The 21,195-nt window shown below is 71.9% G+C and carries 23 protein-coding genes and 4 tRNA genes; 14 read left to right on the forward strand and 13 right to left on the reverse strand.

All coding sequences use genetic code 11. The features are described from left to right. Window positions 1-10: 10 nt before the first annotated feature. Together IE331_RS01495 and IE331_RS01500 are read right to left on the reverse strand one after the other, a co-directional pair. Window positions 11-1,303: a hypothetical protein gene (locus IE331_RS01495; protein WP_192139812.1), complete on the reverse strand. Its 1,293-nt coding sequence runs from the start codon at window positions 1,301-1,303 to the stop codon at window positions 11-13. A gap of 90 nt (window positions 1,304-1,393) precedes the next feature. Continuing rightward, window positions 1,394-1,467: transfer RNA gene (locus tag IE331_RS01500), tRNA-Phe, on the reverse strand. Between the two features lie 132 nt (window positions 1,468-1,599). Here IE331_RS01500 and IE331_RS01505 point away from each other — a divergent pair. The 3 genes from IE331_RS01505 to IE331_RS01515 all read left to right on the forward strand — a co-directional run bounded on the left by IE331_RS01505 (window position 1,600) and on the right by IE331_RS01515 (window position 2,280). Further along, window positions 1,600-1,675 (forward strand) — tRNA-Glu (locus tag IE331_RS01505). 85 nt (window positions 1,676-1,760) lie between these two features. Continuing rightward, window positions 1,761-1,837 (forward strand) — tRNA-Asp (locus IE331_RS01510). A gap of 89 nt (window positions 1,838-1,926) precedes the next feature. Then, on the forward strand, window positions 1,927-2,280 hold the full coding sequence (locus tag IE331_RS01515) for a metallopeptidase family protein (RefSeq protein ID WP_318646749.1): 354 nt from the start codon (window positions 1,927-1,929) through the stop codon (window positions 2,278-2,280). Here IE331_RS01515 and IE331_RS01520 read toward each other — a convergent pair. The 3 genes from IE331_RS01520 to IE331_RS01530 are packed head-to-tail and all read right to left on the reverse strand — an operon-like array spanning window position 2,271 to window position 3,960. After that, entirely contained in the window at window positions 2,271-2,606 is a 336-nt protein-coding gene (locus tag IE331_RS01520) for a fluoride efflux transporter FluC (RefSeq protein WP_192139814.1), read from the reverse strand. The genes IE331_RS01515 and IE331_RS01520 overlap by 10 nt on opposite strands. Further along, window positions 2,603-3,022: a fluoride efflux transporter FluC gene (locus IE331_RS01525; protein WP_192139815.1), complete on the reverse strand. Its 420-nt coding sequence runs from the start codon at window positions 3,020-3,022 to the stop codon at window positions 2,603-2,605. The genes IE331_RS01520 and IE331_RS01525 overlap by 4 nt, the downstream gene beginning before the upstream one ends. Then, a complete protein-coding gene (locus tag IE331_RS01530; RefSeq protein WP_192139817.1) occupies window positions 3,019-3,960 on the reverse strand; it encodes an ATP-binding protein in 942 nt (313 codons plus the stop codon). Before IE331_RS01530 ends, IE331_RS01525 begins: the two co-directional genes overlap by 4 nt. A 187-nt stretch (window positions 3,961-4,147) precedes the next feature. Here IE331_RS01530 and IE331_RS01535 point away from each other — a divergent pair, with 187 nt between their 5' ends. The 3 genes from IE331_RS01535 (at window position 4,148) to IE331_RS01545 (ending at window position 7,620) form a co-directional block, all read left to right on the forward strand. After that, window positions 4,148-5,632: an NAD(P)/FAD-dependent oxidoreductase gene (locus IE331_RS01535; protein WP_201930890.1), complete on the forward strand. Its 1,485-nt coding sequence runs from the start codon at window positions 4,148-4,150 to the stop codon at window positions 5,630-5,632. A 97-nt stretch (window positions 5,633-5,729) separates the two neighbouring features. Beyond that, window positions 5,730-7,028 (forward strand): hypothetical protein, encoded by a 1,299-nt coding sequence (locus tag IE331_RS01540; protein WP_192139821.1) that lies wholly within the window; start codon window positions 5,730-5,732, stop codon window positions 7,026-7,028. Then, window positions 7,015-7,620 (forward strand): hypothetical protein, encoded by a 606-nt coding sequence (locus tag IE331_RS01545; RefSeq protein WP_192139823.1) that lies wholly within the window; start codon window positions 7,015-7,017, stop codon window positions 7,618-7,620. Before IE331_RS01540 ends, IE331_RS01545 begins: the two co-directional genes overlap by 14 nt. 272 nt (window positions 7,621-7,892) lie before the next feature. On the opposite strand, the gene IE331_RS01550 is transcribed toward IE331_RS01545, so the two are convergent. Beyond that, window positions 7,893-7,965 (reverse strand) — tRNA-Lys (locus IE331_RS01550). A 148-nt stretch (window positions 7,966-8,113) separates the two neighbouring features. After that, entirely contained in the window at window positions 8,114-8,851 is a 738-nt protein-coding gene (locus IE331_RS01555) for an alpha/beta hydrolase (RefSeq protein WP_192139825.1), read from the reverse strand. A gap of 73 nt (window positions 8,852-8,924) precedes the next feature. Here IE331_RS01555 and IE331_RS01560 point away from each other — a divergent pair, with 73 nt between their 5' ends. From IE331_RS01560 to IE331_RS01595, 8 genes are all read left to right on the forward strand, one after another. After that, window positions 8,925-9,614 (forward strand): helix-turn-helix transcriptional regulator, encoded by a 690-nt coding sequence (locus IE331_RS01560; protein WP_192139827.1) that lies wholly within the window; start codon window positions 8,925-8,927, stop codon window positions 9,612-9,614. 319 nt (window positions 9,615-9,933) lie between these two features. Further along, complete coding sequence (locus IE331_RS01565; RefSeq protein WP_045548871.1) at window positions 9,934-10,137, forward strand: cold-shock protein; 204 nt, start codon at window positions 9,934-9,936, stop codon at window positions 10,135-10,137. 220 nt (window positions 10,138-10,357) lie between these two features. Continuing rightward, entirely contained in the window at window positions 10,358-10,516 is a 159-nt protein-coding gene (locus tag IE331_RS01570; protein ID WP_192139829.1) for a hypothetical protein, read from the forward strand. 86 nt (window positions 10,517-10,602) lie between these two features. Then, entirely contained in the window at window positions 10,603-10,896 is a 294-nt protein-coding gene (locus IE331_RS01575) for a metal-sensitive transcriptional regulator (RefSeq protein WP_192139831.1), read from the forward strand. 10 nt (window positions 10,897-10,906) lie between these two features. Continuing rightward, the gene (locus tag IE331_RS01580) at window positions 10,907-11,119 is read left to right on the forward strand and encodes a heavy-metal-associated domain-containing protein (protein WP_192139833.1); all 213 of its coding nucleotides are present in this window, start codon (window positions 10,907-10,909) and stop codon (window positions 11,117-11,119) included. 52 nt (window positions 11,120-11,171) lie between these two features. After that, entirely contained in the window at window positions 11,172-13,388 is a 2,217-nt protein-coding gene (locus tag IE331_RS01585) for a heavy metal translocating P-type ATPase (protein WP_192141600.1), read from the forward strand. Between the two features lie 76 nt (window positions 13,389-13,464). Next, window positions 13,465-14,082, forward strand: a complete 618-nt coding sequence (locus IE331_RS01590; RefSeq protein WP_192139835.1) for a DUF47 domain-containing protein — start codon at window positions 13,465-13,467, stop codon at window positions 14,080-14,082. Between the two features lie 2 nt (window positions 14,083-14,084). Next, a complete protein-coding gene (locus tag IE331_RS01595) occupies window positions 14,085-15,089 on the forward strand; it encodes an inorganic phosphate transporter (protein ID WP_192139837.1) in 1,005 nt (334 codons plus the stop codon). Window positions 15,090-15,192: 103 nt separating this feature from the next. On the opposite strand, the gene IE331_RS01600 is transcribed toward IE331_RS01595, so the two are convergent. The 6 genes from IE331_RS01600 to IE331_RS01625 form a co-directional block, all read right to left on the reverse strand. Next, on the reverse strand, window positions 15,193-16,203 hold the full coding sequence (locus IE331_RS01600) for a hypothetical protein (RefSeq protein ID WP_192139839.1): 1,011 nt from the start codon (window positions 16,201-16,203) through the stop codon (window positions 15,193-15,195). A 185-nt stretch (window positions 16,204-16,388) separates the two neighbouring features. After that, on the reverse strand, window positions 16,389-17,159 hold the full coding sequence (gene pstB, locus IE331_RS01605; protein ID WP_201931226.1) for a phosphate ABC transporter ATP-binding protein PstB: 771 nt from the start codon (window positions 17,157-17,159) through the stop codon (window positions 16,389-16,391). Window positions 17,160-17,287: 128 nt separating this feature from the next. Further along, window positions 17,288-18,196 (reverse strand): phosphate ABC transporter permease PstA, encoded by a 909-nt coding sequence (gene pstA / locus IE331_RS01610; protein WP_192139843.1) that lies wholly within the window; start codon window positions 18,194-18,196, stop codon window positions 17,288-17,290. Continuing rightward, on the reverse strand, window positions 18,196-19,128 hold the full coding sequence (gene pstC / locus IE331_RS01615; RefSeq protein WP_192139846.1) for a phosphate ABC transporter permease subunit PstC: 933 nt from the start codon (window positions 19,126-19,128) through the stop codon (window positions 18,196-18,198). Before pstC ends, pstA begins: the two co-directional genes overlap by 1 nt. Before the next feature lie 19 nt (window positions 19,129-19,147). Then, complete coding sequence (locus IE331_RS01620; RefSeq protein ID WP_192139848.1) at window positions 19,148-20,089, reverse strand: PstS family phosphate ABC transporter substrate-binding protein; 942 nt, start codon at window positions 20,087-20,089, stop codon at window positions 19,148-19,150. Window positions 20,090-20,289: 200 nt separating this feature from the next. Then, window positions 20,290-21,159: an NUDIX hydrolase gene (locus tag IE331_RS01625; RefSeq protein ID WP_192139850.1), complete on the reverse strand. Its 870-nt coding sequence runs from the start codon at window positions 21,157-21,159 to the stop codon at window positions 20,290-20,292. Window positions 21,160-21,195: the final 36 nt, after the last annotated feature.

A 21,195-nucleotide genomic window follows, 5' to 3' on the forward strand; every position in this document is an offset into this window, starting at 1 on the left:
CCGGATCCTGTCAGGTGCCGGTGCGGAGGACGAGGAAGTCGCCGTGGGTCCCGTACCCCGGCACCTCCCCGCCGTACGGCGTGCCGTCGAACGTCGGCAGCACCCAGCCGCCGGCGTGCCGGGCCAGCGCGGGCCAGGGGAGGTTGGAGGGGTACGGCGCGTCGAGCGCGCCGACCTCGCGCATCGTCAGGTCGAACACGGGGAACCGGCCGGCCACCGGGGCCGGGTTGTCGCGGCCGTCGCTGGCGACCACCCGCCAGACGCCGTCCAGCCGGACCAGTGCCGGGCCCTCGGTGGCGAGCCGGTCGGTGGCGGCCCCGAGCACCTGCCAGCCGTCGAGCCGCCCCGGATCTGCGGCGCGGAGCAGCACGGGGTGGAACTCGAAGAACCTCCGGGCAGCCACGTGGGCCAGGTGCCAGTGCCCGTCGATCAGGGTGAGGTGCGGGTCCCAGGTGCCGACCGCGGTGCCGGGCAGCGCGACCGGTGCGGCGTCCAGGACGTGCTCGCCGTGCAGCAGGTCCTCCTCGGAGGTGGCCAGGACGACCCCGACGTGCGTGCCGTCGAAGTCGCCCCAGGTGCTCGTCGCCACCAGCCAGCGACCCTCGTGCCGCACGAGGTGGGTGGCGTGGTCGCCGCGCACCCGGCCGCCCCTGCGGAACCACAGGTCCGCCCGGTGCTCGATCGCGCATGTCTCCGGGTCGAACGACCAGACCCCGGTGTGGGCGGTGTCGAAGAAGCCGGGGCCGGCGTGCGCCATCGTCAGCAGGAGCCGACCGCCCTCCACGACCGGCTCGCCCTCGGCGTGGGTGACCAGCCGGACGTCGCGCACGCCGAGCTGGCCGAAGGTGCCGCTGCGCCACGGGGGCGCGCCGGCGCCGTCGCGGGGCAGCCAGGTGACCTCGACCTCGAGCCCCTCGGGCGCGACCTCTCCGACGTCGGTCCGGCCGCGCACGGTCCAGCGTCCCGCGTCGCGGGTGAGCACGCTGAGCTGCCGGCCGGTGAGGGTGGCGGCCACGGCCTCGGGCGGTGTCGGCGCCCGACCGTGCCGACGGGACCGGGCCCGGTGCGAGACGCCTCTGGCGTCGCCGACCTCCAGCCCGGCCAGCCGTCGCCCGCCGTCCCACCAGGCCGTGCGGTGCCGCCCGTCCGGCGTCGCGAAGCCGAGCCCGAGCCGACCGGGCAGGTCCCGCCCGGCGAGCTCGGCCTCGATGGCGGCGAACGGCGCCAGGAAGCCGCTGCGGCGCTCGTCGGCCACCAGGCGGACCGGCCGGGAGCGGTGCACGAGCTCGAAGCGGGGCAGCATCCCAGCCACCCTAGTGAGGGTGGCGGCCCTCGGGGCGCCGGACGTGACACGACCGCAGGCCCGGGCTGCGGACCTGCGGTCGTGGTGGGGTGGCCAGGGGCGGGGTCGAACCGCCGACCTACCGATTTTCAGTCGGTCGCTCGTACCAACTGAGCTACCTGGCCAAGCCGCGGGAAACCTTACCCCAGAGCCCGGGGCGCCGTGAAAACGAGTCATCTTGGTCGACCGCCGCCCGGCCCTCTATGCTGGGTCGGCCCCGTGGCGCCGGCGTCCTCCGTCGACATCGCGCGGGGCGGGCCCCCATCGTCTAGCGGCCTAGGACGTCGCCCTTTCACGGCGGTAGCACGGGTTCGAATCCCGTTGGGGGTGCCATCTCGGCACGGCGCGGTTTCCCGATTGGGATGCGCCGGGCGGGATGGGTTAGAGTTCAGCCGCTTCCGCAAATGGAGCAACACCTGGCCCCGTAGCGCAGTTGGTTAGCGCGCCGCCCTGTCACGGCGGAGGCCGCGGGTTCGAGTCCCGTCGGGGTCGCCAACGCGAAGAGGCCCAGGCATCCGCCTGGGCCTCTTCTGCTTCTCCAAGGATGTGTGTCCGTCGACCCGGCGGGTCGTAGCGTGGGAGGTGTGCCGGTGGAGATGAGTCGTCAGCGCTTCGAGGAGCTGGTCGACCGCGCCCTCGATGCGATCCCGGCCGAGCTTGCCGCGCTGGTGCACAACCTCGTGGTGCTGGTGGAGGACGAGCCGCCGGCCGAGGAACCCGACCTGCTGGGGCTCTACGACGGGGTGGCGCTCACCGAGCGGACCGCCAACCACGCCCTGGAGCTGCCGGACCGGATCTTCGTGTTCCGCAACCCCCTGCTCGACCTGTGCGACTCCGAGGACGACCTGGTCGCCGAGGTCGAGGTCACCGTCGTGCACGAGATCGCGCACCACTTCGGCATCGACGACGACCAGCTGGAGCGCCTCGGCTACGGCTGACCGGCGACCAGCACGAACCCCGCCGCGCAGGCCGCCAGCGCGAGGACGATGGTGCCGCCCGCGTAGCCCAGGGAGCGGAGGCCGCCGAGCTCGACCGCCCGGACCGCGAACGCCGAGTAGGTGGTCAGCGCGCCGCAGAACCCGGTGCCCAGCAGCGCCAGCGCCGCGCCCGACAGCGCCGACGCGGTGAAGGCACCCAGCAGGAACGAGCCGGCCACGTTGACCGCGAACGTGCCCCACGGCACCGCGCGGTCGAGGTGGTGGCCGGCCAGGTAGCGCAGTGGGGCCCCGACGGCGGCACCGAGCGCGACCAGCAGCGCCGTCACTCGTCGCCCTCCGCCTCGGCGAACGCCGCGCGCTCGGCGCGGTCGGTGAAGTGGTGGCCCAGGTGCACCGCGGCCACGCACGCGAGCAGCGTCCCGACCAGGTAGGCCAGCGCCGGTCCGGTCGAGCCGTCCGCGAGCATCGACCGCGACTCCTCGGCGTACGCCGACAGCGTGGTGAAGCCGCCCAGGACACCGGTGCCGAGGAAGAGCGGCAACGCCGGCCGGCGGCGTACCAGCGGGACGGCCGGAAGCAGCGCGAGCAGGAGCGTGCCGGCCACGTTGACCGCCAGGGTGGCCCACGGGAAGCCGGGGCTGGGTGGCGTCAGCTCGCCGACGGCCCAGCGGCCCAGCGCGCCCAGGGCGCCACCGAGCGCCACCGCGGCCACCAGGCCAGGCGTGGGAGTCGGGCGGGTCACGCGTCGCTGGGGTAGCCGTCGGCGCGGTCGCTGCCGGCCCAGGGGAGGGGGTCCTCGCCCCTGGCCTGGCGGACGTACTCACCGAGGTACCAGCGCTGGAAGTGCTGCTGCTGTGGCGTGGTGGCCAGCGAGAGCAGGCGCTGCTCTCGGCAGAAGGCATCGGCGAGCTCGAGCAGGCTGATCATCTGGGCCATCGTGGCCGGGGCGTCCCGGGGCACCACCATCCTGATCTGCGCCTGCCGGGAGCCGGCGTCGATCTCGTGCTGGAGCTCCACGGACCCGATCGCCGCGTGCTGCTCCTCCTCGAACCGCAGGAACAGGTCGGAGAGGTCCTTCGCGACGGGGTACTCGCTCTCGTGCGCCAGCGACAGCAGCCGCAGCTCGCGGCTCAGCTCACGGAAGTGCCGGCGGAAGTCGACGTACAGGGCGAGGGGAAGGTTCTCGAAGTGGACGTCGAGCAGGCCCCCCTCGGCGCCGCTCGCGAGGTCCAGGCCCGGCGGCGTGCCGAAGCCGAAGACGTCCCCGGCGAAGTCCGGGGCCTCATTGACGTCGGCACGCGGCTCGAACCAGACGATCTTGCCGTCCGCCTGCCGGTCGGCCCCCCAGGCGTGCGAGGACATCGCGACCAGGCCGAGCCCGCGGCCGATGGTGGAGAGCAGCTCGTCCTCGTCGGTCATGCGCGGGTTCGGGGCCGGCGGCTTGGGTGAGGAGTCGATGACCTCGATCCGGGGATGCTCGCGCGTGCCGCGCACGCGGACGCAGATCGGCGGCTGCCCGTGCAGCAGGGCGTTGGTCACCAGCTCCGAGATGCCCGACTCGGCGCTGGGGATCAGCTCGTCCCGCTTCAGGGCCCGGCACGCGTCAGTAGCCCACCGGCGCGCGTCCTGCACGGATCGCGGGCCGGCCTCGAGGGCGAGCGCAGGCTGGTTGAGCGGCAACAGCGAACCTTCGGGCCGGGGTCGTCAGGACCATCATGTGTCAGACGCGCGGCCAATACCCAGCCTGCCGCGCCACGAAACCTCCTTCGACGTGGTCATCGGGGGTCCGTTTCGCCCGATCGGCCGGCCCGGTGGGATGATGGGACCTCGATCCTGCAGCTATTCGTAGACCGAAAGGCACATGGGGATGTCAGCCCTCGACGACGCCAGCACGACCACCGGCCGGCACCGGGTCGTGATCATCGGCTCCGGCTTCGGCGGCCTGTTCGGCGCGAAGGCCCTCAGGCGCGCCGACGTCGACGTCACGATGGTGGCTCGGACCACCCACCACCTCTTCCAGCCGCTGCTCTACCAGGTGGCGACCGGCATCCTGTCGCAGGGCGAGATCGCACCCCCCACGCGGGAGATCCTGAGCGGCCAGAGCAACGCCCGGGTGATCCTCGGCGACGTGACCGACATCGACCTCGAGGCCCGGACGGTCTCCCACAACGTGCTCGGGCGCCAGACCGTGACGCCGTACGACAGCCTGATCGTCGCGGCCGGGGCGGGGCAGTCCTACTTCGGCAACGACCACTTCGCCGAGTTCGCGCCCGGGATGAAGACCATCGACGACGCCCTCGAGCTGCGCGGCCGGATCTTCGGGGCCTTCGAGTGGGCCGAGCTCGCCGCCGCCAAGGGCGACGACGTCGACCACCACCTGACCTTCGTGGTCGTGGGCGCCGGACCCACGGGCGTGGAGATGGCCGGTCAGATCGCCGAGCTCGCGCACCGCACCCTCAAGCGCGACTTCCGCTCGATCAACAGCCGCAGCGCCCGCGTGATCCTGGTCGACGCCGCCTCGCAGGTGCTGCCGCCGTTCGGTGCCCGCCTCGGCGCCAAGGCGCAGAAGGAGCTCGAGGGTCTCGGCGTGGAGGTCCAGCTCGGCGCGATGGTCACCGACGTCGACGAGCGCGGTCTCGAGGTCAAGGACCGCGACGGGACCGTCCGGCGGATCGAGTCGATGACCAAGATCTGGGCCGCCGGCGTCCAGGCCAACCCCTTGGGCCGGACCCTCTCGGAGCAGACCGGCGCTCCCCTGGACCGGGCCGGCCGGATCGGGGTGAACCCGGACCTGACGCTCCCGGGCCACCCGGAGGTGTTCGTCGTGGGGGACATGATCACCCTCGACAACCTGCCCGGGGTGGCGCAGGTCGCCATCCAGGGAGCGAAGTACGCCGCGAAGGAGATCCGCAGCCGGCAGGCCGGGAAGCCGCCGCAGGAGCCCTTCCACTACTTCGACAAGGGCTCGATGGCGATCATCAGCCGCTTCCGGGCCGTCGCCATGGTGGGCAAGCTGCGGCTCACGGGCGTGATCGCCTGGCTGATGTGGCTGGCCGTCCACCTCGTCTACATCACCGGCTTCAAGAACCGGCTGACCGCGGTGCTGCACTGGGCGGTCTCCTTCCTGGGTCGGGGCCGCTCCGAGCGGACCACGACCGAGCAGCAGATCTTCGGACGCGCCGCACTGCAGAGACTCGAGGGCGGAGCGGCCGACCTGGTCTCGCGGCCGGGGGCCTACGACGCCAGCCGGGAGCTGCTGGAGACCACCAGGCGGGCCGAGCTCGAGGCGCAGGCGGCCGAGGAGGCCCGGCTCAGCGACGAGGGCCGGCGCGGGGTGCACGCCGACCGCTGAGGCGGCCCGACCGGCCGAGGGCTGCGTCGCATCGGAGAGCGGCAGTAACCGATGGCCCCGCTTCTCGTTGACCCACCAACGAGAACGGAGGCCTCACATGAGCAACTCGCATCTCACGCGCTTCATCGGGAAGCGCGCCACCCTGGTCGCGATCGCCGCCAGCGGAGTCCTGGTCCTCGGGTCGGCGCCGGTCGGTGCCAATCCCGCCGACGACGTCGTCGGCGGTCTCGAGGACGTCATCGCCGGAGTCTCGGGGTCCGGCGGCGGCACGGAACGATCCGGCACGGACAGTCGGCGGACGGAGGGCCGACTGCCCGTCAAGGAGAACGACGACCCGGACCGAGAGCAGGCCGACCCGCGGCCTCCCGACCATGCCTCGGCCGGCAACGCCGGCGTCGAGGTGGCCGACGAGCAGGTCGCGGACGTCGGCAGCACCGACGCGACCGTGCGCGACGACGACTCCGCCAGCGGCGACGCCACGCTGCTCTCGTTGGGTGGTCACGAGGTGATCGGCGCCCACGCCGAGGGCAACGAGTCCGACTCCGTGGGCGATCCGCTGGCGCCGCTGTGTGCGGAGAGCGACGGAGCCCTGTGCGCCGAGCTGCTGTACGCGAACGCATCCTCCCGTGAGCGGGACGGCCGGCAGCGTGGCCGCGGCGAGACCGGCCTGGCCGACGCGTGCATCGGCGGGAGCGCCGGATCGGATGACTGCTCCGGGCCCGTGGGCGCGTCCGCGCTCACCAGCGAGTCGGAGATCGAGCGGGGTCGGGACGGCCACACCGAGGCCGGCTCGAGCTCCTCGGCGGGAACCGTGTGCCTGGTGCCCGACCCGGAGACCGGCTGCTCCGCAGCCGCGAGGGTGCTCTCCTCGGAGGGCCGGTCGAGCTCACGTGGCAGCTCCTCCAAGGACACCGAGGTGGTCGGGCTCGAGCTCGGAGACGAGTCGGTGTCGTTCAGCGACGGCCCCGGTGCGTTCGGGCTGCCGCCGGAGTGCTCGGACGACCCGGCGCTGGCGTGCGTGTTCCTGGAGCAGGGGGAGACCTACCTCGGTGACGGCGTCGCCGGCCACGCGGTGACCGCGCTCGAGGCCACGGCCCTGGACGGCACCGTGCTGGCCGAGGTGTCCGGGTCGGAGAGCCTGGCCCGGAAGTTCCCGGCCGACCCCGACGGCCCGAACGGCCCGGGTGGCGACTCCGGTGTCGCCCCGTCCGGCGTCTCCGACGGCTCGCAGGCAGGGCAGGTCGCCGCGGGCGGCGTCCTGCCGAACACCGGCGGCGTCTGGACCGGCTTCCTCGCCCTCGCCCTGGGCGGGGTCGGCCTCGGGTCCCTGCTGGTGGCCTGGTCGCGACGCAGCGCCCTGACCGGTGTGGCCGGTGTGGCCGATGGGTCTGCTTGACCGGCTGCCCGGTGAGGGTGTCCGGGGAGTCCGGGTCGCCGTCGCCACGGGTGTCGTCGCCGCGCTGGTCTCCGGCCTCCTGGCTTGGCTGACGTGGGGGCTCCCGTGGGACGGCGACCCGGACCCCGCGCCGGCGGCCGGCACGTCGGTCGACGACGGCCTTGTGCGGGTCGTCTCCCGCGGGGGCGGGTTCGCCCTGGCGGTGCCGGAGCGGCTGACGGGAGCCAAGGTCGGCAAGGGCATCCGGGTCGCCCGCGCCGACCGGTCCATGGTGATCACCGTCGCGCCCGGTCCTCGGCGGGGCCTGCGGACGGCTCACGACGCCGCGGTGTCGGACGTCGAGGCCGGCTACCCCGCCGTCCGGGTCGAGCGCGGTGCCGAGGCGACCATGGGCGGCCGTGACGCCCTGCGATCCGTGGGATCGCTGCGGCGCGCGGACGGCCAGCAGCTGGTCTTCTCGGTCACCACGACCGCCCGCGGCCGGCGGACCTGGTCGGCGGTGATGTTCGCAGACCGAGACGTCACCGCGAAGCAGCTGCGCCGGTCCTACCAGCCGGTGCTGGACGGCTTCTCGGTCGTGGATCGCCCCTGATCCCGCGACTCCTGCCGCCCTCGCAGGGGGTTGCCGGGCCATACGCACCCTGGGGTCCTGTGGTCGTGGGACCCACCCGGATGGGCCATGCAATTGGTCCGGTCGGTCGATCGTCGCGCGGACCGAGGTGCGGCAGCATGTGGGCTGGGGGGTGGACCACCGTCACGGGGGCGGTGGGCCGGTTGCGGGGGACGTCCGACGGGACCGGGATCACAGGGGCCCGGTCGTGTCGGACGCCGGGACAGCTCGCCCGGTCGGCCGTGTCGGTGCGGTGGGCCCCGTGGGACTCGAACCCACAACCAACGGATTAAAAGTCCGGAGCTCTGCCAATTGAGCTAGAGGCCCTGGGGCACGGGCACCTGCGACGGGGATGACCCTCGGGGGCCTCACCCCGTCGCTGCGACCCATGCTCCGGCGAGCAAGTATCGCGCATCCGGGTGCGGTGCGGGGAGTCGGCCACCCGAACCCGCCGGGCGCGGCCGGGACCGCCTCGTCAGCGGCAGGCCGCGGCCGAGATGGCCGCGGCGAGGTCGGCGGGTCGGCTCCACATCGGCCAGTGCCCGGTCCGGAGGTCGACGACGTCGAGCTCGCGCAGCGTGCCCACCTCGGCCAGCATCGGGTGCCCTTCGCGGGCCATCTGCCACATCACCTCGGAGGGCATCGAGCAGGCGATGATCGTCGCCGGGATGTCGCGGCGGCGGTCGTCGACCAGGTGGGTCGGCTCGCGCAGCACGGGTCCGGGCTCGGGCACCGCCCGCCGGCGGAACCGCTCCAGGTCCTCCTCGGCGAGGCCGTCCAGGCTGGCCTGCTCGCCGAGCCGGTCGAACGGCGGCAGGGCCACCTCGTCGACGTCGTCGGGCAGCGAGGCGTCGAAGGCCGATCCGTCGGCGGCCGGCCCGCTGTCGACGTACACGATCCGGGCGACCGCCCCGGGGTCCCGGTCGAGCGCCACCGAGGTCGGGTGGCCGGCGCCGCTGTGGGCGACGAGGACGACCGGCGCGCCGTCGCGCCCCGCGGCACCGACGGCGGCGCGCACGGCGTCGGCCTGCCGGCTCAGCGTCGCCTCGGCACGACGCGGGTCGTCGGGGTCGAGCCCTGGGAGGGTCAGCGCCGTGACCTGGTGGCCGCGGCTGCGCAGGTCGGCCGCGACGGCGTCCCAGGCCCAGGCGCCGAGCCAGTGCCCGGGGATGAGGACGATCGACGGCGGTGCGGGGGTCGTGGTGGTGTCCATGCCCCCATGATCGTCGGAGGGATGGACGACGGCGTGTCACTATTCGCGTCACTATCTGTGGGACGATGGACGGATGAACCGCACCGAGCGCCTGCATGCCGTCGCGGAGTCGCTGCGGCGGGCCGGTGCGCGCGGACGCACGGCTGCCCAGCTCGCCGAGGAGTTCGAGGTCTCCAGCCGCACCGTCAAGCGGGACCTGGCGGCCCTGGAGGCGGGCGGCCTGCCCGTCTGGGGGCGGACCGGCCCCGGCGGCGGCTACGGGCTGGCGGAGAGCTCGTCCCTGCCGCCAGTGAACCTCACGCCGACCCAGGCGCTGGCCCTGAGCGCCGCCGTGGCCGCGACCCGGCACGCGCCGTTCTCCGACTCGGCCCGAGCTGCCTCCCGCAAGGTGCTCGACGTGCTCGACCCCCTCGCCCGCCGCCGTGCCCGGGCGCTGGCCGACCGGGTGTGGGTGGACGTGCGGGAGGGGGCGCCGCGGCGAGTGGCCTCGGTGCTCGAGCAGGCCCTGGTGGACCAGCGCACGGTGAACCTGACCTACGTCGACGCGCGCGGGCAGCGCACCCGGCGCGAGGTGGAGCCGATGATCTTCGCGCTCACCGGCGGACGCTGGCTGGTCGTGGCGTGGTGCCGGCTGCGCGACGACGTCCGGTGGTTCGACGTGTCCCGGATCCGGGCCGCGACCGCCACCCGTCGCCCCTGCTCCGGCCACGACGTCAGCGAGATCGGCACGCCCCCGGAGACGGCGATGCCGGTGGGCGTCTGAGCCGGCCGAGCGCCGCTCGTCGTGCTGTCGGACCGGTGCCTCCGGAGCGTCGGGGAGCCTCGTCCGGCCGCCCCGGAGCGGGGCCCGCGGAGACCCGCGGAAGATTGTGAACGCCGACGGTTTGATCACGCCGCTTTGTTGGTACAGTTCACACCGCACGAGGTGCAAGTTCCAGCAAGGCTGACGCCCGCGGAGTTTGTGATCCAACGGCGTTTCTTCTTCGTGGGCCTGCCTCACCGAGTCGGAGCGACGTGTCACCGCATCAAGTGTGGGGTCGTCGAAGTGACGGCCTCTCGCCCCGACTAAGGAGTAACGAGCAATGGCTCAGGGCACCGTCAAGTGGTTCAACGCCGAGAAGGGTTTCGGCTTCATCGCCCAGGAGGACGGCGGAGACGACGTCTTCGTTCACTACTCGGCCATCCAGACGAACGGCTACAAGTCGCTCGACGAGAACCAGAAGGTCGAGTTCGACGTCACCCAGGGCCCCAAGGGCCCGCAGGCGGAGAACGTCCGTCCGCTCTGATCGACGTGGATCACACCGACTGAGAGTCGCGAGGAAGGACCTGCCGGTCTGACTTCGACGGAGGTCCTGGCCCCTAGGGGGGTCAGGACCTTCGTGTCATTTCCGGGCCATATTTGCCCGATCCAGGTTTGGAGGCGTCGTTGACGGGCAGTCTTGGAGTCGCAGCTCCGCTCCACCCTGGGCCGGACGCTGCCCGGCTGCCGGCGAAGGGAGGCTCCGCGTGGCTGACCAGTTCGACATCACGCTCGAGGACGACGACCTCCTCGCCGAGGTGGAGCTGACCACGAACCTGATCATCGCCGCCAGCGAGGCCGACGGGCCGCTGAGCCAGTCGCAGATCGACGCCATCCTGGGCCTCGATCCCGGGTCCGCGGACTAGCGACCGTACGGCGGTCGCGGGGCGCCCGAGCAGCGCCGTACTGGGGTGGGCTTGCGCATATACCCTAGGGGGGTATTGTATGTGGCATGGCTCAGCACGAGTACGGCTACATCCAGCGCAAGGACGACTACCTCAAGCGCCTGCGGCGGATCGAGGGGCAGGCCCGAGGCCTGCAGCGGATGGTGGAGGACGAGAAGTACTGCATCGACATCCTCACCCAGGTCTCGGCCATGACCAAGGCACTGCAGTCCGTCTCGCTGGGCCTGCTCGAGGAGCACATGAGCCACTGTGTCGTCGAGGCCGCCCGCGCGGGCGACCGCGAGGCGGCCGAGAAGGTCAAGGAAGCCACCGAGGCGATCGCCCGCCTCGTCCGATCCTGAGGAGCACGCCATGAGCGAGACCAGCACCAGCACCTGGACCGTCACCGGCATGACCTGCGGGCACTGCGTCGCCTCGGTCACCGAGGAGCTGCACGAGCTGCCCGGCGTCCAGGCCGTCGCCGTCGAGCTCGACAGCGGAGCGGTCACCGTCACCAGCGCCGAGCCCCTGTCGCGGGACGCCGTCGAGGCCGCCGTGACCGAGGCCGGCTACGCCCTGGCCTGACGCCGTGGCCACCGACCCCACCGCCACCGCCACCGAGCTCCGGATCTCGGGGATGACCTGCGCGTCCTGCGCGAACCGGATCGAGCGGAAGCTGAACAAGCTCGACGGCGTGAGCGCCACCGTCAACTACGCCACCGAGAAGGCGTACGTGAGCGTCGACGGCGAGCCCGACGAGGCGCTGCTGGTGGCCACCGTCGAGGCCGCCGGGTACGGCGTGCTGGCGCCGGCGCCGATCCCCGCCGACCCGCGGACCGACTCCCCGGGCGATGCCGCGACCGACGCCCCGCAGGGCACGGCCGCTCCTGACGAGGCGCGGTGGCGGCTCGTGGTCAGCGCCGCGCTGAGCCTCCCGGTGATCGTCCTCGCCATGGTCCCGGCCCTGCAGTTCACCTACTGGCAGTGGGCCTCGCTGACGCTGGCGGCACCGGTCGTGGTGTGGGGCGGCGCCCCGTTCCACCGCGCCGCGTGGACCAACCTGCGGCACGGCGCCACCACCATGGACACGCTCGTGTCGGCCGGGACGATCGCCGCCTTCGGGTGGTCGCTCTACGCGCTGTTCCTCGGAGAGGCGGGGATGGCCGGCATGCAGCACGCGTTCGACCTGACCCCGCGGCGTACCGACGGGACCGCCAACATCTACCTCGAGGTGGCCGCGGGGGTGACCACGTTCCTGCTGGCCGGGCGGTGGTTCGAGGCCCGTGCCAAGCGGCGCGCCGGGTCCGCGCTGCGGGCGCTCCTCGAGCTCGGCGCCAAGGACGTCGCGGTGCGCCGCGACGGCGTCGAGACCCGGATCCCGGTGGAGCAGCTGGCCGTGGGCGACCACTTCGTGGTCCGACCCGGCGAGCGGATCGCCACCGACGGCGTCGTCGAGAGCGGCACCTCGGCCGTCGACGCCTCCCTGCTCACGGGGGAGTCCCTCCCGGTCGAGGTGGGCCCCGGCAGCCCGGTCACCGGTGCCACCGTCAACGCCGGAGGGCGACTGGTCGTCCGGGCCACCCTCGTCGGCGGTGACACGCAGCTGGCCAGGATGGCGCGGCTGGTAGAGGATGCCCAGAACGGCAAGGCGCCCGTGCAGCGGCTGGCCGACCGGATCTCGGGGATCTTCGTGCCGATCGTCATCGCACTCTCCCTGGGCACCCTCGGGTTCTGGCTGGTGGCGGGGGCGGAGACCTCGTTCGCGTTCACCGCGGCCGTGGCCGTGCTCATCATCGCCTGCCCCTGCGCGCTCGGGCTGGCCACCCCGACCGCGCTCATGGTCGGCACCGGGCGCGGGGCCCAGCTCGGGATCCTGATCCGCGGGCCCGAGGTCCTGGAGTCGACCCGGCGGGTCGACACGGTGGTGCTCGACAAGACCGGCACGATCACCCGCGGCGCGATGTCGCTGGTGGGCGTGCACGCCGACGACTCCGACGACGTCACCGAGGACGAGGTGCTGAGGCTGGCCGCGGCCCTGGAGGCCGCCTCCGAGCACCCGGTCGCGCAGGCGATCGTCGCCGGGGCGCCGGCCGACCTGCCCGAGGTGGCGGACTTCCGGAGCATCTCCGGGCTCGGCGTCCAGGGCACCGTCGACGGACGAGCCGTGCTCGTCGGGCGACCACGCCTGCTCGCCGAGTGGTCCCAGCACCTCCCGCCCGCGCTGGTCGAGGCGCTCGAGACGGCCGAGGCGCAGGGCCACACCGCGGTGGCCGTCGGCTGGGACGGCCGGGCGCGCGGCGTGCTCGTCGTGGCGGACACGATCAAGGACACCTCCGCCGAGGCGGTACGCCGACTCCGCGGCCTCGGCCTGCACCCGGTGCTGCTCACCGGCGACAACGAGCGATCCGCCCGTGCCGTGGCCCGGGAGGTGGGCATCGACGACGTGGTCGCCGAGGTGCTCCCCGCCGACAAGGTGTCGGTGGTGCGAGGCCTCCAGGACTCCGGTGCCGTGGTGGCGATGGTCGGGGACGGCGTCAACGACGCGGCCGCCCTCGCCGGGGCCGATCTCGGGATCGCCATGGGCACCGGCTCCGACGTCGCCATCGAGGCCGGCGACCTCACCCTGGTGCGTGGCGACCTGCGTCTCGCGGCGGACGCGATCCGACTGTCGCGACGTACCCTCCGGACGATCCAGGGCAACCTGTTCTGGGCCTTCGCCTACAACGTGGCCGGTCTGCCGCTGGCGGCGGCCGGACTGCTGAACCCGATGCTCGCCGGAGCGGCGATGGCCCTCTCGTCGGTGTTCGTGGTCACCAACAGCCTGCGCCTGAGGCGCTTCCGGCTCGACGACTGACAGCGCCGGTTGCGCGCGTCGCCGCGAATGCCCCTAGCATGTGGTGCGTTCAGACCCGCCTCACCAGGAGTTGTCCGTGGGTTTCCGCTTCCGTCCGGTCGACGCATCGTTCTACGACCTGTTCGCCGAGTCGGCGCAGCACCTGGTCACCGGTGCGGCTCTGCTCACCGAGATGCTGACCGACGACAACGACCGGTCGGCGACGGCCCAGCGCATGCGGGACGCCGAGCATGCCGCGGACGAGACCACGCATGCCATCGTGCGCCGGGTGAACAGCACGTTCGTCACCCCCTTCGACCGTGAGGACATCTACTCGCTCGCCTCCGGGTTGGACGACGTGATGGACGAGATGGACGAGGCCGTCGACCTGATCCTGCTCTACGAGGTCGGCCAGCTCCCCTCAGAGCTCTCGACGCAGGTCGAGGTGCTCCAGCGCTGCGCCGAGCTCACCGCGGCGGCGATGCCGCGGCTGCAGGCGATGAAGGACCTCGACGAGTACTGGATCGAGATCAACCGGCTGGAGAACACCGGCGACAAGAGCTACCGGCGGATCCTCGCCTCGCTGTTCAGCGGCTCCTACGAGGCGCTCGAGGTGCTGAAGCTGAAGGACATCGTGGAGTCCCTCGAGGACGCGATCGACGCCTTCGAGAAGGTCGCCAACATCGTGGAACAGATCGCGGTCAAGGAGTCCTGACCGTGGAGCTCGCGATCATCGTCGCGGTGGTCGTCGTCGCCCTGGTGTTCGACTACACCAACGGGTTCCACGACGCTGCCAATGCCATCGCCACGTCGGTCTCGACCCGCGCCCTGACGCCGCGCGTCGCCCTCGCCATGGCGGCGGTGATGAACTTCGTCGGCGCGTTCCTCGGGCAGAAGGTCGCCCAGACCGTCTCCGACACGATCTCCCCCGGTCAGGGGACCCATGCCCTGGTGATCGTGATGGCCGGCCTGCTCGGCGCGATCACCTGGAACATGATCACCTGGTACTACGGTCTGCCGTCGTCCTCCTCGCACGCGCTCATCGGTGGGCTGGTCGGCGCCGCCGTCGCCGCCGGTGCCGGCGTCGAGTGGCAGGTCGTGCTCGACAAGGTCGTCATCCCGATGGTCCTCTCGCCCCTGTTCGCCTTCTCGGCCGCGTTCGCCGTGATGGTGGCGATCATGTGGCTGTTCCGGCGGGCCCGGCCGGCGCGGGCGAACCGCGGCTTCAAGCTCGCCCAGACCGTCTCCGCGGCCGCGATGGCGCTCGGGCACGGCCTCCAGGACGCCCAGAAGACGATGGGCGTGATCTTCCTGGCCCTGCTCTCCGGCGGGTACGTCGCCTCCGACGACCCGCTGCCGCTGTGGGTGATCATCGCGGCCGCGACGGCGATCTCGCTGGGCACCTGGTCGGGTGGCTGGCGGATCATGCGGACGCTGGGCCGCCGGATCATCGCCCTGGACCCCCCGCGCGGATTCGCCGCCGAGTCCGTGGCGGCGTCGGTCCTCTACACCACGGCGTACGTCTATGAGGCGCCGATCTCGACGACGCACACGATCACCTCCGCCGTGATGGGCGTGGGGGCCACCAAGCGTCTCTCGGCCGTGCGGTGGGGCGTGGCGAAGTCGATCCTCACCGCCTGGGTCCTCACCTTCCCCATGGCCGGTGCCGCCGCCGCCGTCTGCTACTGGCTCGCCCACCTCTTCATCGAAGTCCTCCCCTGAGCCGATCGCCCTGCCGGATAGTCCACGAAGTTCGAGTCGTCGACAGGGCGTTCTGACGACTCGAACTTCGTGGAGTATCGACTAGGTGTGGCTGGCGCACCGCTCAACGGGGGCGAAGTCGCAGCCGCAGGAACCGCTGCCGATCGGCATCCCCCAGCGCTCGGCGCTCGGCCACCGTGGTCGTCGGCCTCCACCAAGCCGGCGGAGTGATGGTCCAGGACCGCCGTCGGTCAGGGAGGGATCGGGCGAGGCTGTACGCCGACCGCATCCGGTGCGCGGTCTCCGTCCGGTCGTGCGAGTCGCCCGCCACCATCGTGAACACCTCAAGGCCGAGACGTCGGTACCGCTCGTCCCGCCGGATGTCCCGTGCCCGCTGGGCGCCCTCGAGATGCAGCCCACCGTCGTACTCGGCGACCACCCCGGCGTGGGGATCAAGGAGGTCCGGGGTGCCGAGGTGCCGCCCGTCCGCGTCGAACAGTGGAACGTTGCTGACCGGCGTGGGAAGACCGGCCTCCCGCACCCAGATGAGGCGCATCAACGACTCCTGGGGTGACCAGCTGTTCTCGTCAGCCAGGGTGATGGCTTCGCGGCACTGTGCGATGCCCGTCCACCCCGGGTGCTGCTCGACGTAGTCGCTCATCTCGCGGATCGACACGAGGTCGTTGTAGGCGGCCATGTCGAGCGCCACGACCGCGCCGTACACGTCGTGGGCACGGCGCATCTCGAAGCACGCCGCGCGCACCGGCACGGTGAGGCGCAGTCCCCGTTCGGTGTCGAGCTCATGCGGAGAGAGCCGTTCCTGGGAGATGGCGATCCCGGGCTGCGCGACGATCGAGGAGAACCCGGTCGCCAGCGTGACATCGCGCGGCTGGCCCGCGCCGTTCAGTCCCGTGAACCAGCCGCCTCCGAGCCAGCGAAGCGCTGCCCAGCCGGTGACCCCGCCATAGCCAGGCAGCACCACGGCCGCCTCGACGATGCGCTGCTCGGGCCTCGTCGGGTCGACCGTCGACGGCACGTAGAAGCCCTGGCTCGTGCGGCGCCAGTGCGATCGCCTGGCCACGCTCTTGGTCGGGCCGGTGCGCCCTGAGGGATCCACGCGCACCGGCCAGACCACTCCACGGTCTCCCGCATCGACCCGGCCGTCCGCCAGGTCGGGGACGTCCATGGCTCCATGGTTCCCTGAATCTCCGGAGCGCTCAGGTCCTCATCCACAGGCCCGCCCCGGCCGATACTCCACGAACTTCGAGTCGCCCGAATGCCGCTTCGGCGACTCGAACTTCGTGGACTATCCCCTCGCGATCAGCCGAAGCGGCCGGAGATGTAGTCCTCGGTGCGCTTGTCGTTGGGGTTGGAGAAGATGTTGCTGGTGAGGTTGTACTCGACGAGGAGGCCGGTGCGGTTGCCGGTGGTCTCATCGGGACGGGCGGTGAAGAACGCGGTCCGGTCCGAGACCCGGGCGGCCTGCTGCATGTTGTGGGTGACGACGATGATCGTGTAGTCCTCACGCAGCGAGATCATCAGGTCCTCGACGCGGGAGGTCGCGATCGGGTCGAGCGCCGAGCACGGCTCGTCCATGAGGATCACGTCCGGCTTGGTCGCGATGGTCCGGGCGATGCACAGGCGCTGCTGCTGCCCACCCGAGAGGCCGTACGCCGACTGCTTGAGCTTGTCCTTCACCTCGTCCCACAGGGCTGCCCCGCGCAGGGCCTCCTCGACCAGGTCGTCCATGTTCTCGACCTTCATGCCGGTGACCCGGGGGCCGTAGGCGACGTTGTCGTAGATCGACTTGGGGAACGGGTTCGGCTTCTGGAAGACCATGCCGACCTGGGTGCGGACCGCGATCGGGTCCACGCCCCGGGCGTAGATGTTCTGGCCGTGGTAGCTGACCTCGCCCTCGACGCGGGCGCCGGCGACCAGGTCGTTCATCCGGTTCAGGCAGCGCAGGACGGTGGACTTGCCGCAGCCCGAGGGCCCGATGAGGGCGGTGATCTCGTTGCGCCCGAACGCCAGGTTCACGTTGTGCACGGCGTGGAAGTCGCCGTAGTAGACGTTGAGGTCGAGCGCCTCCATCACCGGGTCCGTGGGCAGGTCGGGCAGCACTCGCTCGGCGGCCTCGTGGACGTCGGCGAGACTGCCCACTCGGTCCGTGGTGGAGCCCGAGGCGGAGATGGTCGCGGGGGACGTAGACATGTGGTTCCTCACCAGGATCGCTGGAACTTGTTGCGGATGAAGATCGCAAGGGCGTTGAGACTCAGGATCATGACCAGCAGCACGATGATCGCAGCCGAGGCCGCCTGCTGGTAGGCCTCCTGCGACTGCGAGGTCATGGAGTAGATCTGGATGGGCAGCGCGGTGACCGGGCTGAAGATGCCGGCCGGGTCGAACCGGACCGCGCCGGCCAGGCCGATCAGCAGCAGCGGTGCCGCCTCGCCGATCGCGCGGGACAGTCCGAGGATCGTTCCCGTAGCGATGCCGGGCACCGCCGACGGCAGCGTCTGCCGCCAGGTCGTCTGCAGCACGGTCGCGCCGAGGGCGAGCGAACCGTGCCGGATCTCGGTCGGCACCGCGCGCACCGCCTCGCGGGTGGTGATGATGATGACCGGCAGGATCAGCATCGCCAGCGCGATGGCGCCGCCGAGCACGATGCCCTTGCGCTCGAAGCCCATCAGGGCCATCACCGCGACCGCGAGCAGGCCGTAGACCACCGAGGGCACGGCGGCCAGGTTCTGCAGGTTGACCTCGATGAAGCGGTTGTACCAGCGGCCGTTGTCGGCGAACTCCTCCAGGTACAGCGCCGCGGCGATGCCCAGCGGCACCGCAAGCACCGCGGTGGTGAACATCAGCCAGATGCTGCCGAGGATGCCGGCGCGGAAGCCGGTGCGCTCGGGCGCCAGCGTGGAGTCGTACGCCGTGAACAGGGCGCCGTCGAAGCGGGGAGCGCCGTCGATGGCGGTGGTCACGATCAGCACGATCAGCACCATCACGCCGAAGAACAGCGAGAACCAGAGCCCGCCGAGGAAGATCAGCGAGCCCGGGGTGCGGTCCCGGCTGCGCCCGGTGGTGATCCGGGTCAGGTCGCGGGCGGTGCGGGCGGCCACGGAGCTCATCAGTACACCTGCCTGAAGCGTCGGACGATCGAGATGCTGATGATGTTGATGATCAGCGTGATCACGAACAGCAGCAGCCCGACCGCGAAGAGCATGTTGTACGACGTGGACCCGACCGGGTTCTCGCCGCCGGCGGTCTGCGCGATGAAGCCGGTCATCGTCTGCATGCCCTCGCGGGGGTCGATCGAGAGGTTCTTGCGGGCACCGGCGGCGAGCGCGACGATCATCGTCTCGCCGACGGCGCGGGACAGCCCGAGCACGACGGCCGCGGCGATGCCGGACAGCGCCGCGGGGAAGACCACCCGCAGCGTCGTCTGCATGCGGTTGGCGCCCATGGCCAGCGAGCCCTGGCGCATCGCCTGCGGCACGGCGGCCATGGCGTCCTCGGCCAGCGACGCGATCGTCGGGATGATCATCACCCCGAGGACCAGGCCTGCGGCCAGCGCGTTCGTGAAGCCGACCTCGAGGTTCAGGATCTTCTGCAGCAGGGTCGGGGTGACGAAGGCCAGCGCGAAGAACCCGTAGACGACCGACGGCACGCCGGCGAGCAGCTCGACGGTCGGCTTCAGGACCTTGCGGACCCGGGGCGAGGCGTACTCCGAGAGGTACATCGCCGCGCCCAGCCCGAGCGGGACGGCCACCAGCATGGCGATCGCGGTGACCACGAAGGTCGCGGCGACCAGCGGCACCACCGCCAGGTCGCCCTCGAGGGCGAAGAAGTCGCCGAAGGGGACGTCGGCGAAGAAGTCGACGACCGGTCGGACCAGCGCCACGACGATGCCGACGGTGATCGCCACCGAGACGAGTGCCGAGGTGAAGAGCACCGCCTGGATGGCGCGTTCGCCGGGTCGGCTCCGGCCGCTCAGGTCAGGGGGAACGCCGGGCAGGCCCGTCCCGAGGGACGAGCCTGCGCCGGTGTGTGCGTCGCTCATGAGGTGCAGTGTGCCCCGTTCAGCTTCCGATGCCCTCGAGGGCGGACTGCGTCTCGGCGTACTGGTCCTCGCTGAGCGGGATGTACTGCGCAGCCTCGGCGATCGCCTCGAGGTTCTCGATGTAGAAGTCGGTGTACGTCGCCACGGCCTCGTTGCCGGTGTACTTGGCGTTGTTCGTGTAGATGAACAGCGGCCGGGCCAGCGGGGTGTACTCCCCGGCCTGGGCGGTCTCCGCGGAGGGCTCGACGCAGCCGTCGCCGTCGTCGATGGCGAGCGCCTTCAGCGAGTCGGCGTTCTCCTCGAAGTAGGTGTACCCGAAGTAGCCGGTGCCGCCGGGGGTGCCGGACACGCCCTGGACGAGCACGTTGTCGTCCTCGGAGGCCTCGTAGTCCTTGCGGGTCGACTCCGACTCGTCGGCGATGACGTCGGCGGCCAGGTAGTCGTAGGTGCCCGAGTCGGTGCCGGGGCCGAAGAGCTTGATCTCCTGGTCGGGGAAGCTCGGGTCGAGCTGCTTCCAGTTGTCGACCTTGGAGTTCGGGCCCCACAGCTTGATCAGCTGGTCGGTGGTGAGGCAGTCGACGGCGAGGTCCTTGTGGGCCACGATCGTCAGGGCGTCGGTGGCGACCTGGAGCTCGGTGAACTCGACGTCGTTCTTCTTGCAGACCTCGGCCTCCTCGTCCTTGATCGGCCGGGAGGCGTCGGAGATGTCGGTCTCGCCGGAGCAGAACTTCTCGAAGCCGCCGCCGGTGCCGGAGGCGCCGACGGTGACCTGCACGCCCGGGCTCTCCTCGCTGAGCAGCTCGTAGGCGGCGTTGCTCATCGGGAACACCGTCGAGGAGCCGTCGACGGCAACGGTGCCGGAGGCGCCGCCGCCGGCTGCGCCGCCGCCGCACGCGGTGAGGGCGAGGGCCAGGGCAGCCACGGCCGGGACGAGGGCCCGGCTGTAGGAAGTGCGCTTCACTTCGGTTCTCCTGAGGTCGTAGCAGTGTGCTGACACCTCGGAAACGTAGGCAGGCCAGGTGTCCGGACTCCTCGCGCTCGGTGAACGAGCGGTGAACGATGCCCGGCGCGTCGGTCACGGGGACGCGGAAATGAGACGGCCGTCACGTGAACGACAGCGTGGCGGCGTGACGGGGACCACCCTCCGGCAGCCAGGCCGCCTCAGTGCACCCCGTGCAGCTCGATCGCGGCCACCTCGCCGTCGCGGTGGTGGACGACCACCATGGCGCCGGTGTCGAGCCCCGGGTCGGCCACCCCCAGCATCTCCAGGAGCATGGGCAGCACCGGGCGGTGCGAGCACAGCACGGTGCGCTCGGGGTCGTCGTCGAGCTCCTCGAGGAGGGCCGAGAGTGCCTCCGGGGTGGCCGCCTCCTCGGTCAGCCGGTCCTCGGTCTCGACGTGCCGGCCGCTCGCCTCGGCGTACGGCACCAGCGTGGTGACGCAGCGGGTGCTGCTGGAGGAGACCAGCCGGCGCACGTCGTACGCCGCCAGGAGCGGGACCAGGTGCTGGGCCTGGCGCTCGCCGTCGCGGAGCAGGGGCCGGAACCGGTCGTCACTGCGCCAGCGCGAGCGGGAGCGGGCCTTCGCGTGCCGCAGCACCACCAGCGTCCGGGTCTTGCGGCGGGACGCCCTGGCCTCGGCCAGCGTGGCCCGGTCGTGCTCGTAGGTGAGCAGGCGGGACGCCTTCTCGTGCCCCACCCAGGCCACCTGGTCGATCTCGGCGTTCGCGGTGTAGCTGCCGACGTCGTCGCTGCCGACGACCCGGCCGATCCAGTAGTGGACGGTCTTCGTGCCCGCCGCCACCGGGTAGTGCTGCACGTCCAGGGGGCGGCCCAGCCGCACGTCGAGCCCGGTCTCCTCGGCCACCTCCCGCACGGCCGCCGACGGGGCCAGCTCGCCGCGGTCCAGCTTGCCCTTGGGGAACGACCAGTCGTCGTACTTGGGGCGGTGCACGAGCAGGACCTCGCCGCCCGTGCGCAGGACCACGGCGCCGGCCGCGATGACGTCAGCGGGGTCGGGAGGACTCGGCATGCGGCTAGTCTCACACCACCCGACCGTCCCCGTGGA

It is taken from the genome of Nocardioides donggukensis (genome assembly GCF_014842875.1).
In the GTDB taxonomy this organism is placed as follows: domain Bacteria; phylum Actinomycetota; class Actinomycetes; order Propionibacteriales; family Nocardioidaceae; genus Nocardioides; species Nocardioides donggukensis.